11 protein-coding genes, 1 tRNA gene and 2 pseudogenes are annotated in these 13,348 nt (G+C 49.8%); 6 read left to right on the top strand and 8 right to left on the bottom strand.

The features are described from left to right. The first annotated feature begins 52 nt into the window (after window positions 1–52). Window positions 53–910: a GNAT family N-acetyltransferase gene (locus tag CJU81_RS09975; RefSeq protein ID WP_095036442.1), complete on the top strand. Its 858-nt coding sequence runs from the start codon at window positions 53–55 to the stop codon at window positions 908–910. Window positions 911–1,071: 161 nt separating this feature from the next. On the opposite strand, the gene CJU81_RS09970 is transcribed toward CJU81_RS09975, so the two are convergent. The 3 genes from CJU81_RS09970 to CJU81_RS09960 all read right to left on the bottom strand — a co-directional run bounded on the left by CJU81_RS09970 (window position 1,072) and on the right by CJU81_RS09960 (window position 2,549). Continuing rightward, window positions 1,072–1,146: transfer RNA gene (locus CJU81_RS09970), tRNA-Gln, on the bottom strand. Between the two features lie 274 nt (window positions 1,147–1,420). Continuing rightward, a complete protein-coding gene (locus CJU81_RS09965) occupies window positions 1,421–1,885 on the bottom strand; it encodes an anti-virulence regulator CigR family protein (RefSeq protein WP_095036441.1) in 465 nt (154 codons plus the stop codon). A 79-nt stretch (window positions 1,886–1,964) separates the two neighbouring features. Further along, a complete protein-coding gene (locus CJU81_RS09960) occupies window positions 1,965–2,549 on the bottom strand; it encodes a GNAT family N-acetyltransferase (protein ID WP_095036440.1) in 585 nt (194 codons plus the stop codon). 466 nt (window positions 2,550–3,015) lie between these two features. Between CJU81_RS09960 and CJU81_RS09955 the strand changes: the two genes are divergently transcribed. Together CJU81_RS09955 and CJU81_RS23760 are read left to right on the top strand one after the other, a co-directional pair. Further along, window positions 3,016–3,576: an ATP phosphoribosyltransferase regulatory subunit gene (locus CJU81_RS09955; RefSeq protein WP_095036439.1), complete on the top strand. Its 561-nt coding sequence runs from the start codon at window positions 3,016–3,018 to the stop codon at window positions 3,574–3,576. A gap of 439 nt (window positions 3,577–4,015) precedes the next feature. Continuing rightward, window positions 4,016–4,513 (top strand): hypothetical protein, encoded by a 498-nt coding sequence (locus CJU81_RS23760; protein WP_141232590.1) that lies wholly within the window; start codon window positions 4,016–4,018, stop codon window positions 4,511–4,513. 25 nt (window positions 4,514–4,538) lie between these two features. Here CJU81_RS23760 and CJU81_RS09950 read toward each other — a convergent pair whose 3' ends face one another. Further along, on the bottom strand, window positions 4,539–5,171 hold the full coding sequence (locus CJU81_RS09950) for a hypothetical protein (RefSeq protein ID WP_141232589.1): 633 nt from the start codon (window positions 5,169–5,171) through the stop codon (window positions 4,539–4,541). A gap of 663 nt (window positions 5,172–5,834) precedes the next feature. On the opposite strand from CJU81_RS09950, the gene CJU81_RS23755 reads away from it, so the two are divergent. Next, entirely contained in the window at window positions 5,835–6,503 is a 669-nt protein-coding gene (locus tag CJU81_RS23755; RefSeq protein WP_254924848.1) for a T3SS effector cysteine hydrolase SpvD family protein, read from the top strand. Between the two features lie 9 nt (window positions 6,504–6,512). On the opposite strand, the pseudogene CJU81_RS24220 reads toward CJU81_RS23755, so the two are convergent. Together CJU81_RS24220 and CJU81_RS09940 are read right to left on the bottom strand one after the other, a co-directional pair. Then, window positions 6,513–6,986 (bottom strand): annotated as a pseudogene (locus tag CJU81_RS24220) (site-specific integrase); the annotation flags it as partial. 928 nt (window positions 6,987–7,914) lie between these two features. Next, window positions 7,915–8,400 carry a GNAT family N-acetyltransferase gene (locus CJU81_RS09940; protein WP_095036437.1) on the bottom strand — a complete coding sequence of 162 codons (486 nt, stop codon included), beginning with the start codon at window positions 8,398–8,400 and terminating at the stop codon, window positions 7,915–7,917. 340 nt (window positions 8,401–8,740) lie between these two features. Between CJU81_RS09940 and CJU81_RS09935 the strand changes: the two genes are divergently transcribed. Together CJU81_RS09935 and CJU81_RS09930 are read left to right on the top strand one after the other, a co-directional pair. Then, window positions 8,741–9,592, top strand: a complete 852-nt coding sequence (locus CJU81_RS09935; protein ID WP_095036436.1) for a hypothetical protein — start codon at window positions 8,741–8,743, stop codon at window positions 9,590–9,592. A gap of 1,109 nt (window positions 9,593–10,701) precedes the next feature. Then, a complete protein-coding gene (locus tag CJU81_RS09930; protein ID WP_095036435.1) occupies window positions 10,702–11,538 on the top strand; it encodes a DUF2971 domain-containing protein in 837 nt (278 codons plus the stop codon). On the opposite strand, the gene CJU81_RS09925 is transcribed toward CJU81_RS09930, so the two are convergent. Further along, complete coding sequence (locus CJU81_RS09925) at window positions 11,525–12,499, bottom strand: hypothetical protein (RefSeq protein ID WP_254924846.1); 975 nt, start codon at window positions 12,497–12,499, stop codon at window positions 11,525–11,527. The two genes, CJU81_RS09930 and CJU81_RS09925, sit on opposite strands and share 14 nt — an antisense overlap. Then, window positions 12,484–12,744 (bottom strand): annotated as a pseudogene (locus CJU81_RS09920) (hypothetical protein); the annotation flags it as partial. The gene CJU81_RS09925 and the pseudogene CJU81_RS09920, both read right to left, overlap by 16 nt. Between the last annotated feature and the right edge of the window lie 604 nt (window positions 12,745–13,348).

The following is a 13,348-nucleotide window of genomic DNA, read 5'->3' as shown; positions in this document are numbered from 1 at the left end:
CCTGGCAATACCGGTAGATGATGCGCACATGTTCGATTCAAGGAGAGTAACCATGTCCGCGCTGCAACAGGTTGCCCGTGTCTACCGCGCCATGACCCGCTCCGATTTACCCGCCGCCCACGGGCTGTCCGCGCAACTGAACTGGCCCCATCGCCTGGAAGACTGGGAGCTGTTGCATCGGCTATTCAAAGGTTTGGTGGTCTGTGACGGTGAGCGCTTGATCGGCACGGCGTTCGCCTGCCCTCAAGGTGCGTTCGCAACCATTGGCCTGGTGGTAGTCAGCCCCGATTACCAGGGCCAAGGGATTGGCCGCCAATTAATGGAATTGGCGCTCGAGGCCTGTAAGCCAGCCACTGCGATCCTCAATGCTTCGGCTGCAGGTGCACCGCTGTATCTGAGCCAGGGTTTTATCGAATTCGGCACCATCGAGCAGCGCCAGGGCCCGGCGCAAAGCGTGGCACTTGAACCGTTGGCCGCAGGCGAGCATGGCCGCAGCCTCAACGCACAGGATCAGGCTCGGCAACTGGCACTGGCCAACGCTGGCAGCGGGCTGGACCGCAGTGCAGTTTTCGCACAGTTGCACGGCACGATCGAGCACTCGGCAGGTATCGAGTGCGACGCACAGTTACAGGCTTTTGCCCTGTTGCGCCGTGCCGGGCGTGGTCATTGCATTGGTCCGGTCATTGCACAAAGTCCCAGGCAAGCCAGACATCTGATCGCCACCCTGCTCGCCCGGATTCCTGGCCAGTTTGTCCGTATCGATGTGCCACAGAGCAGCGGTCTGAGTGAATGGTTGACGCGGGTCGGCCTGGAGCCCGTAGACCGGGTGACGCAAATGGCCCTAGGCACGCCCCCGCAATCCATTGGAGGTGTTCATCAGTTCGCACTGGTTTCACAGGCAATGGGTTGACCTGCAGGATCGGACAGGACTGATCGGCCACAAACCGGTGTGGCATGCAAAAGACTTTGATATGAACGGGGGTATGAGTTACTAGCTGGATTGCGTCAGACCGGACGGCCTTGACGCTGTGCTTGAAGAGTCTTGCCCGATGCGGAACAAGATCTGAAAAATGGCAGGGGCGGCTGGATTTGAACCAACGCATGGCAGGATCAAAACCTGCTGCCTTACCGCTTGGCGACGCCCCTGTAGTTGTTGCGATGAATGCCTGGCATTCATTTAACGTTCTTGCAGCCTGCGAATGTTGCCAATCGCTGTGAACCTGTAAGGGTTCGCTGTGAGAACGAGCGCAAATATACCCGCACTCTCAGGACTTGGGAAGCTTTTTTTAAATAATTTTATTCAAAAACAGCCACTTAGTGATGAGCACTGGCACATTGTCCCGGCTGGCCGGGCTTTTCCCCGGCCTTGGCACGGTAATGGCCCTGTGTGTCAGGTGCTGTCCTGCACAACGGCGTCACCTCAATTGAAGGCACCATTGAGAATTTCATAAACCAGTCCGGTGGCAATGGAGACCAGAATCAACTCGGTACCCACCTGCTGCCATTCGTACCCTTCATAGTGAGGCAACCTGCTGGCCAGTCGGCCATCCAGCTTTTTGGCAATACCCGGCGGCAGCGGCTTGCCCCGCGCCAGATTCTTCTGGATGCCGGGCGGCAGCGCCTGGCTGCGGCTCCAGTAATCCCGATGCCCCTGAATGATTTCAAGGGTGGCCGCGCGATTGATACTCGGGCCATGTGCCCAATCGTCACCGCCTGACTTTTTGCCTTTATTGCCATGACCACCTTGCTTGCCATGATCCTGGTCATAGTACTGGCCGCCCTTGTCATTGCCTTTACCGTTACCCGGATCGGCCGAGGCCGTGACCGGTCCACAAACAAGCGCAAGACACGTGATGGCTGTAATCAGTGAGCGATGAGTGGACATGACCGTGGACTCGCAATAAGGGTGACCCTATGACTATAGACGGCGGCTCAGATCGGCGGGCAATCAGGCCTCCCATGTTTCACCCGGCATTACTGCCTGATCTGTGATCCGGTGTAAACCAGGCCATGGTGATATCCGCGATCAGATTGCCATCGGGCAGGCGGATACGCTTTTGGAGACGACCTTCCTCCACAAAGCCGAACTTAAGATAAAGGTGCCTCGCACGGCGATTGACCTCACGCACACGCAGTTCGACTTTCACCAACCCCGGGCGATCCCCGGCCCACTGCAACAAGCGCGTCATTAACACGTGGCCGATACCCTGCCCCACATAGTCGGGATGCACAACGATAGTCAGGCTCATAACGTGCTCAAGGGCCTCAAGCCCCATTGGTTCAAGCAGTGCGTGCCCGACTATCTGGTCATTCCATTCAGCAACCAGGTAAAGGCCATCGTCCTTCAGCGCAAGAATTTTTCGCTCAAAGGCTGCAGTGTTGAATTCACTCGGCCGCGAAACAAGCAAACCGGGGGTTTTGGCAGTTTCACGCTCCGCGTTGCAGAGCTGCGTCGCATCAGTGAGTTCAGCATGACGAATGACCAGATTTTTCAAACGACAACTCCATTTAAACTGTTCCAAGTTGGTCAACGGCTTAGGCCCGAACATTCGGGACTCCTGATTAACTATTGCACCATTACGGGGCAACCCAATCCGGGCCCTGCCCTTTCCCTTCCCTCTTCAGCCTTTCTAGCAATAATCGTTCCCCATGATAAAAGCTCCGCACAGCAAGGATTTCTTATATTGCCTGGCCCGCAAGCGAGTCAACAGTTGCGCACACTTGTAGCCGCACCTGCTTATATGCAAGGATTGGCCATGACTCAATTTATTCCAAACAATCGCCATCATCATCACGGACCTCGCTCAGGGTGCCGCGGTTGCATACGCTCATCGATTGATCAGATTTCTAAATACAGACTCTGACCTTTCAGTGAACCAAACCAAGGCGCCAATGGCGCCTTTTTTATTGCCTGTAAATTGGAGATATTGAAAATGACCATGCTGCGCGGAACACGAATTGTGACTGGGCAAGAAGCTGCAACAATGCGAGAGATAGAAGGCCGTTTCCGGAGCTATCTTCATCGATGCCGGGGCTGAAGAGGCCATAGTTCCTGCGTTATGGGGCCAGGACACCTTTATTGAAAAGGCTGGAGGGAGTGAAATTATCGGACAAATGTGGGCCTTCAATGACAAGGCCCAACGTCCTTGTTGCCTTATCCCGGAGGCAACCGCCCTTTTTCAGGAGCGCAACACTATCCTTCTGGGGGCACGAGAAGAAGCGATGTTCTTCTATATTGCTCGATGCTACCGGTACGAGCGCCCCCAAGCGGGTCGCTATCGCGAATTCACACAACTGGGGCTCGAAATTCTTGGCCCCACACCAGAACAGGCTTTGCTGCGTAGCCAAGCCATTTGCACGGGTTTTCTTGATTCACTGGGACTGGAATATGAACTCAGTATCGCAGTTAAGCGCGGACTGAGTTATTACCTTGAAGGGAATGGCTTCGAGGTTCGCTGCCCTGCATTAGGCGCACAACAACAAATTGTTGGCGGCGGTGCCTATCGAGAAGGCGCAGGGTTCGGTATCGGGCTCGAGCGGTTGGTTCTGGCCTCAGAAATAACCAGCAGAGGGTAATGGTTAAAGCGCCCCCCCACCAGGGGGCGGTTTAACTCGAGCGCAGTTGTACTTTTGCCGTCGTTACAAAATCAGCGAGCGGGTTTAGCGGCCCGAGTTCACTCACGTCATCAAACCCACCCTCAAGATGTGTATTACCGACCGCGAATACGTCCAGCGTGAAGTCAGGTTACCAACTGACACTTTGCCCATGCGCCTACGCGCGCAGCCACAGGCTTACTGAGCGGCGGATTACTGTGCATGCAAACTGCGACGGTATCGCTCGGGCATTAGACATATGATGTGGTTCGGCTAGCAAACAAAAGGAGTTACAACCTTCACTTCGCTCTTTTCCCCAAGAATACTGTTACCCCCCCAGCTCCCAACAGCTACAGTATCAAGCTCCAAAAAAGCTTGCTATTCTACCATACCTTTCGAGCAATCCAGATGAACATAACTCATGAAGCAACCCCATAGCTTAAAGAATTTTTGTGAGGCGGTCAGATTATCAGAAGTACACACAAAGCATCAGATGGTTGAAATAAAACATCCGCTTGATGGGCGACTCACTCGCGTCAAGAAGTACTTGGTCGACGGTTACCCAGAACTAAACTGCTGGCATAACTGCGCACAAAAAGTCAGTGAAAGTGGCGGGAAAATCATATTCGGATGGGCTATTTTTTTTAGCGGGGGAATATATCAAGCTCAGCATCACGCTGTATGGGAATGCCCTAAAGGCCATTTGCTTGATATCACTCCAGACACTGTACAAACTATTTTACTAATAGATTTTCTTCCAGATGGTCGCGTACCTTACAATATTGCAGCCAACTCGCACCCTGTGAGTGGGTATTACATTCCTGGTGAGACACATATAAAATGGGGTCTTCCTGGAGCCCCAGACTCTCCCCCCATGACCCGCTATATTTGGTATGTGCGTAGAGGTACCCCGAGCTAAAGATCATGATCTAAAAGCATTTTGATCACCCCGACTCACCTGAACAAAAATGAGACCGGCCTTCCTCAATCTCCAGCACCTTGGCTCGCCAATCCAGAAAGTGAATCCAGTGGATGCTCGGGGTCATTTCGTCCAGCTCGACCCATTCCTCAAGATCTTGCTTGATCCAACCGTGAAAGCCGTCCTCCTTGTACAAAAACGGATTTTTGATTGAGACTGGCCCCACGTCGACGTACATCAGGCGCATGCTCAACACCCTACCATCCTTGTATTGAACCCCACCGTATTGGCAGGTCACCTGTTCATTCCCAGGGGCACCCATGGCATCGGGCACTCTGAAGGAAAACTTGATAGCGGGATAGATGAACTTGCCCAGCTCACGCTCGACCAAGATCTTGTAACGAGTACCAGCGCGCAGAGGGTTGGTGTACGCAACGGGCAAGGCTTGCAGGCCATCAGGGAAAATCTGGACCCTGAGCAGCTCCATATCTTGCGGCGTTTTAACCAGCTTCAAGACAGTAGCTTCGCAATTATCCATGATGCCAAAGGCCAAGCGGGAGTTGGTGCCAAAACGGCAATAACTGAACAATGCAATTAGCATCACGATGTCCAGAATGGCCGCCACTGCTACCAGTACTTTCTTGTAATTGGGGCGCACTGTCATGCTCCGGGGCATAAAACGCTGAACCTACCACTCCGTATCACGACTGCAAGTCAGACATATCTGACAATTAGCTCCGAAACTTTTCTTCCCCCGTCATCTTGCTCGTCCTCCTGAGGCTCAGAGCGACGGTTGGGAAGCAAATCCAGCGCGGCGACTTCCCCCCCAGGCCTGAAAGGCAGGCATTGCCAGGAGTCGTATAGAAACCACCGATACTCCCATCAAGGCATTTACCCCAGCCCTATCTGTAGCACTTGCCACTCTATAGGCAACACCGACCCTTTAAAGAGCAGCAAGAACATCATAAGTACTTTTCCCGGTCAGTCATCCTCCTTCGCCCAACAAGTGAACACCTTAGGCTCGCTCGGGTTTGCGCACAAACAGGCGTTGGCACGCGGCCCGTACTGCGATGCGTTCCTGACGCCCTACGGTGCGGGCGATATGGGTACGCAGCCAGCCAGGGGTTTTATTGATGGCACGGCGTTGCGCATTGGCATGAAACTGCCGATGTGCATGGGCGTGTCATCATGAGGGCCGTCAATAACGCACTGTGCCGATTTGGCTAGGGGTGTGTGAACAGTATGGCTGCTGATGATTTAACGTCTGGTTACGTTAACGTGTATCGAAGGGTTTTCAGGTGTGATGAACTCAGGTGTCCTGGTGCTGAGCCTTATTGAGGCGGATACCTACATGATTATATTCTGCAGTATTGTGCAAGGCGGTTACCCTAACAGGCTATCCGGATTTGTAGAAAGAACGGTTGAAGACAATGATGCTCACGATGTCAAAAGAATCAAGCAGGCCCTGCATATTGAGCCGCGCGCGCAGGCATTGCCGAAGCAGCTGAACCTCAGTGATCTGAAACAGATTACTGATTTTGTAAACTGTACAACACTGCATTACTCGGCCAATTGTTCGCTGTTGGCAGCCTGTGTTCATTACAATATCGAGAAAGGCGCCATGCTTCTGTGTGCTGAGAACACAACATCGCCTCTTGTGGGCATGGATTCCGACGTCGTAGAGCAGGTTATTTTCGGAAAAGTGCTCAATGCCTCGCACAATCTGTACTCGCTTGATGAAGTGAGTCACGAAGTGCTTAGAAGGTACGATGTAGACGGTAGCAAGTCCTGTATTGTCGGCGCGCAGAACTACAGGGTTCCGTTAATCGGTGAAAGTGGCCATGACTTTAATGCCGCCGTGTTGCTGGATGCTAATAACAAGCCCTATGTTCAATTTGTGGATGCCTGGAAAACATCCAATACACCCCCTGACAGAACAAGTTTTGAGCGCCACTTTCCTTCTGGGGCGATCTTTATTGTTCGTACCTAAACCTAGTCTCTGACTGAAGTACTCAAACAGCTTGTTCAGCTCCTCAAGGGTCGGGCGCCGAACCCTTTCCTTGCTACGGGTGACTGCGCGCATCTTGCGCAACACCTTGCGAGCATCCGACATGGCCATAGGGTCAATGTCGTAACCCCAGGCGGGCCGAGCCACAGCAAGCACCGCACCTATATGGGCCAGATCATTGCCCACCGTCTGCGCCTGAATACCGTCATTTCTAATACGGACATCTGCGTACTCGACGAGCTTTTGGATCATCGCCTTGACCGTGATACCGGACCTGTTGGCTTTCTCAATGACCCCGGGGACGGCCATTTCAGTTTCGACACGCTTGATCCAGGCCTGAGCGGTTGCCTTACGGTCGAACGTCTGGCTTTCCTGATAAACTGTGACACCTTTGTGCATGATCCGGACCTGCGCGTTATATACGACAGAGCCGTCCTTGCGCTTACGAACGGTTTTAGAGCCCATTTTTTGCTGAACCCCTGATTGGTTTTGCTGAATTTCAGCAAGAACCTATCAAAATCAGGCAAAAAAGGTGTTAAACAGATGTAGAAGAGAGTTACCTCAATGCTCACCAAACCCACAGAAAACCTAGCCAAGACACCAGATTCGGTAGTTAGGAGGTTTTCTGTTGCACCGATGATGGATGATACGGACTGAGCCGCCAGCCCCTTTAAAACAAGGGTTTACGCCCTGCTTAATTTTTCTCTGTCCCATTTTCGTACCAGCCAACCTTCACTTTCCTCCCCTTTAAGCCCCGGTCTTGAGCCTTCTCGTCGCTCACAGCACATCCAATGCAGTAAACAATATCGACCCAATACATCTACCCAATGCATCTATCCCATCCCATGCACCCTCAAGCGGTATGGTCGGGGCTGTAGAGTCGAGCACGTCAGACAGAGCTTTCCCACCGGCCGGAATGAATTCTCCGGTTGAGATTTAAAGTGACTATTAAAGGTATTTTTTACTAACCTACTCTCTAACCCACAGAGACAAAGGCTTTCAGAGCTTTTATCAACCCTATTTTCCAGACCACCCCAGCTATTTATGGGGGTATCAGGACTACTATTTTACTAACCTCGCCAACCTACTGATTTATATGGGGTTTGTATTTAAATACCTTTCTAAATAGTCTTCCTGACCTTTTCGTCGCTATGCATGAAAGTCGCGCAGCACAAGGGCTACAGAGCATTTATCCCTCCGTTTTTCAGAGGGTGGCGAAAAATAGCCACTTTGAATGCCAACCTTAACTGACCTTTTCCAAAGGACTATTTTCACCACAGATTGATAGGAGTGACTGGTCCAGTTAAACAAGAGCCTTCTATACTTTCCTGACGGAATTAGAATTCAGCTCCATAGGAATTTCGAAAACTACTGACTGAACGATGCTAACTCTTTACTCAACCAACCGCATGTATGCCACCGCTGCCTTACCTGACACTTTCTCAACAACATCTCTATCCGCTTGCGCAGAGATAGCTTTGCTCGCAAGCTTCTGAGAAGCGATATTTTCACTATCTACAATTGCTTCAACATAGAACCTTTTTAACCCATTACGAGCCATCCCATTCTTCATCTCTTGGATGCTCTTTTCAACGATCTGCGCACCTATTCCATTTCTGCGAAATTTTTCAGGCACTGCATACCCAATTGAGAAACAAGGCAAGCCTTCAAATGGCTGAGCCTTGATAAAAACAACGTAACCTCTCACTCGCCCATGGATGACCTGAACATAAGTAACCCTTACTTCACCAGGAGCCGGATGATCAACTAACATCTGCAAGTCAGGGTAAATATCACATTTCTGTAACGCAACTTCATTCTTACCAATGGCACGCTGAAGGCTGTTCATACCAACAGTTGGATCAGTCATTCCTGTCATACATTCTTCCTTAATAAGTATGTTATTTCACAAGCACTATATTAAAATACAACAAAGTAAACTAGTGACTCCAGCTCATTTTTCTTAAAAAGTCGCCACAAACAGCCTTTTCCCTTCCACCTACGCAAAAGTCAAATACGTTGGAAGTCGAACCCACTGGTTCTCGGACGACAAGCAGGTAGTGGAACGATTCAGCCAAGAGCGAATGCAGCAGTACAAGCTATGATTTAGCGTCCAAGCGCGCCATAATGTAGCCGATTCGTATTTTTTTGTGTGGTGCGGCTTGGCTTCCCCATACGACAGCGATTAACAGAGTGACTATTTAACACAGAGAAATCCGATGCAAAATAATGACTTTTTAATTGTATTCGAAAAGATGTACTTACTCGAAAATGAGACAAAAGAAAAAATAACTATTCGAGTGCAGATTGTCTTCACTTTAACCCTCGCATTAATCGCTGTCTCAAGCTACATATTAAGGATGTTAGATTTTAGCTCAAACCAAACGATCGCTATAGCCACACTATCCACAACACTTGTATTCTTGGTACTTCTCGGCGCCTCCAGTTATTTCGCAGTAAGAGCTTTCTGGGGTAACACTTTCAAACAGACGCCATCAGCCTCAGAAATCAAGGGCTATTATAACGCACTAGTTCAATACAACTTAGATATAGATAAATTTTTAGCCGAACCGGAACATGGCGATCCGGAAAATGGCGACCAAAAAATCGATATAGACGCCGAGCTTAACTCATATCTTTGTGACGTATTTGAAGACTGCGCGACACACAACGCTCAAGTAAATTTTAGCCGTTCAAGAATGGTACACAATTCTTTTAAACTGCTACTACTCTCACTTGTGCCTTTAGGAGTCAGCGCTATAATGTTTATAGGTTTTGACATGGACGTGTCATCACCGAGAAAAAATTATCAAGTGATTGATAAATATGTAGGCGATCAGCTGATCAACCTAGATCAAGGGCTAGGTTCGCTTACAAAAGTAATCGACGAACTAAAAGTGATCTTGATGACAAACAGAAATGACGATAAGAACCAAGAGCCTCAAAACGTCCCACCAGAAAAAGCTCCCGCACCGGTTCAAATGAAACCTGAGCGACCTGAGCGACCATCTGTCCGGATAATGCTAGAAGATTTTAGCGAATTAAGGATAAAGTTTGATCATGACAAATGAAAAAAACAGTAGTGGCAGCTCAGGGCAAAAACCCAAGCCACCGCCAGTTCCAGTTCGCCCTCCGGTTAAATACGTCAAGGATGAGAAACTTATCCCGAGACCTATTAGATAACACCTACCCTATACAACCAACAATACTATAAAATATTTTTCGCATCACACCACCTTCATTAACGATAAACAACTTGTTAAATCCGGCATCTATGCCGGGTTTATCATTCAACTTTATTCTTAAACAGCCAACCCAACAACACTCCGAACATCCCACCCTTAAGAACAAATATCAATAAAGATAGGCCCGCGAAGCTAAACCGTTTACTTTAGGTGAAAACTGATCGTCCATCAGTGCTCAGCCCTGTGACATTTTCAAATACTCAGCAAACCTTGCCACCCTTAGCTTGTTGAGCGTTTAACTGCCGCATGCCCTTGCCCGTAATCAACGGAAAAAGTTCGTGCTCATTTTTGAAAACACACCGAAAACCGGGTTTTAGAATTACACACCCAATGAATCCGGGCACTTCGCCGCTTCGCCTTCCGCGGCTGTTCTGAGCACCGCTGTGCAACCGCGCTGCACATCCCTTCAAAACTTTACATTCTGTGCAACTGCCGATCACCTACAGAGCCCCACTGCCCGCCTGGGCTACAGGTTCGTTTGCACTACATCCACATTTGCAAAAAAAAAGACACAAGGCCCGTCGGCGGGAGGGGGATAAGTGCTTTTTCGCTAGCTTTTTTGTTCTGTGGAGGTATTTTTATCACCGGGAAGGCGCTAACCTTTCATCTCGGACTTTCAAGGAAGAACAAGTTAATGAAATTTCTAGTTATGCGGCATAAAACGCCGAGTCTGATTGTGGGGTTACTGTTCCAGACGTGCCCGCTAGTTTCTCGCAGGTCTCTACCTTTTCAGAAACGTTGGATTATGTGTGTGAGACATTTACTCTGCATTCTGCAGAGGTTGTAGCTTATGCCAGCCCCCTCCTCCCTGTTAGGGATGTAGCTGCTCATTTCGGGAGTCAAGATCATGTCGAACTGAGCTTGTAATATTTTCAAAAGTAGACCTCGCAACTCACGAACCTAGATAGCTTACTCAACTGACAGATAGGTGATAAATGTCGATCTATAAATACTTCCCACCAAAACGAGTCGACACACTAGAAAACAACAAGCTTTGCTTTTCAACCGCGCACAAATTTAATGATCCGTTCGAACTAAAGCCTTATGTGAAAGCAATATGCACAACTGAGTATTTAGAGGAGATGCATACTGAGAAAAGTAGTGTAGCCTTAGCGAAGGCTTACAAAGAACTTCCTAGAGCGCAAAGAAAAGCTTTCAGCTTCAAGAAGTTTGAAAAAATGTACGACTCGTACGAAGTAGTAAACGAGGCCAGCAAAAGAATGGCAGCCCTCACACCAATGGCGGCCAATTCTGCCTTAAGTGCATTAGCTAACAACACAGGCATTCTGTGCCTGACAAAACAACCCGACAACCTCCTAATGTGGTCTCATTACGCCGAATCACATCAAGGATTTGTTATTGAATTTGATGAGGAATCTTGTTTTTTCAATCAGAAAAGATCTGACAATGACGAATTTGGGCATTTACGAGAGGTTATTTATCAGCAGGCACGACCAAGCATTGTTTTATCCAACACTCACGCAAGTGAGCTCTTATTAACAAAAGGACTTATATGGGCGCCTGAAGAAGAGTGGAGAATGCTGTGGCCTCGTTCCAACGACCCAGGAGAGTCATACCTACTTGATTTCCCTAGCTCCGCAGTCAAATCCGTGATACTTGGATGCAACATGACAAAAAACAACAAGGAGAAAATTTTCGGAATTATAAACTCTGAAAAATACACCCATGCTGAATGTATAGAATACAAATTGTGCGAAAAAGAATATAAGCTAATTGCCTCCCCGTACAATCCTAAATTTAGCTTTCGGTGATAGCGCTCAAAGCATCTTTTTTTGTTAGAGCCAACACTGCATTTAGGGCGAACTTATCAGATGTATTCGTTACTGGCCCCTGAGCATGAACGTGTAACGCGATATCTTTGTTCATTTCCTGCACCAGGTCGAGCAAATCACACACCACCTGAAACAGGTTAACGCTCTCAGAGCCGATCCAGTTTTTTGGCGCGACCAGCCGCTGGCCATCCCCAGCCACGCTTTTGCGCAGGCCCTCGATCCGCTCCTGCATATCGCCACCCACGGTGGCGTTGTACTTATCCCCAACCACCAGATTCAGATCGCGGCCCGTGGCCTGGTGCAAGTCATCCACAGCAGCCACGCTCATCGACCCGCCTGACAGCAGCTTTACGGCGCCCAGCGCTTCTATGGTTTTGACCCCGTCGACTGTCTCTTTTGAGTGGTCGTCCACGGTTTGGCTGTGGCTTTGATAGTGCTCCTGGTTGTCCAGGGCCTGGACTTCGCGGTTGGCTGAAAAATCCTGTATGCAGCCATCGGTTTGCCGCGACCAGTTACCGTCGGCGTCCACGCGCTGCTGGGCGGTTTCGCTGTGCTGCCAGACTTGATCCCCTTTGGGCACCTTCGGCAGGCTCAGGCCGTGAGGCAAGATGGTTTGAATGAACGGCTTGCTCGGCATGCCGTAGGCGCAGTTGACCACGACCATGGTGCCTTCTGCCGGGAAGGCGAAAAAGCCCATCTCATCGCCTCCCACGGGCACGGGCAGCGGTACACCGGCCAGGATCGGCAGGTTGCGGTCGGGTTCGCCGTCTTCGGCCAGCACCTGCAGGTCTACCGCGTACCGGGGCCGGAAGTTGTCGCAGATGCAGGACTGGGCCGGGGCATCGGCCACGCCTTGCACCAGAGCGAATCTGGGCAGGTTGTAACCGCCGCTCAGCTCGGGGAATTGACGTTCTACAGCGCGTTTTATTGCTTCTTCCACTTCAAACCCATTTGATTCGCGGCCAGCGACACCGAAACGATGCGTTGTGCCTGGTTAAAGGTTGCACCAGGGCGAATGCCTGGCATGGCGGCGACCATGGCGCTTTCGTTGCCCTGGTAGCCGTCGAACAGTTCGATTGGCAGCTGCAGCGGCTCCCGGGCACCAAAAAAGCTGTCGGCCCAACTGCCCACAAAGACTTCGCCGTCGCCCTGCTGCTGCCAGATCGGGTCGGGGATGCTGAAAACCCCGGGCCAGGCTGTAATCGTTTGGTTGGTTATTGGAGATCAATGCGGCTCACACGTTCAAAAGGATGACTCATGGGTTGTCCTTGGCGTTCACGTTCATGCGCAATTGCTTGCAAATCTACCCAAATTGAACATTAGCCAATTTTTGGGGTTAGCCATCGGAAAAAGGTAATTTAGGTAATTCCAGATTCTAACGGGGCTATAAGCCACGAAAGACAAGGGTTGCAGTCAATATGGAAAAAGCAATCTCTAAGTAACTTTTAGGTAATCACATTACTTTTCATCGATGTAACATGCGGGCTGATCACGCTTCAGACAAATCAACAACTTACGAATAAATTACTTTTTATATTACTCAAAATTACCTTTTCAAGTAATTCACCCATACCTTAAAAGTGGGGCATTGAGCCCGTTCAATATGCATACTTACTCAAATTACCTTTTCTCGGTGCCTGACCTAATATTCTCAAAGAGAGCCGTGAGCAACAGGAAACCTCCAAACGTTAATACACCTCATGCATGCAGGGATGGCGGTCTCAAGGAACAAGTGCAACAGTCAGTTAATTTTTCTGAGCATGCTAATCACGAAACTGGGCATTCCCGC

Source organism: Pseudomonas fragi, assembly GCF_002269505.1.
GTDB classification, from domain to species: domain Bacteria; phylum Pseudomonadota; class Gammaproteobacteria; order Pseudomonadales; family Pseudomonadaceae; genus Aquipseudomonas; species Aquipseudomonas fragi_D.
This window is presented reverse-complemented; position numbering and strand designations above follow the sequence as displayed.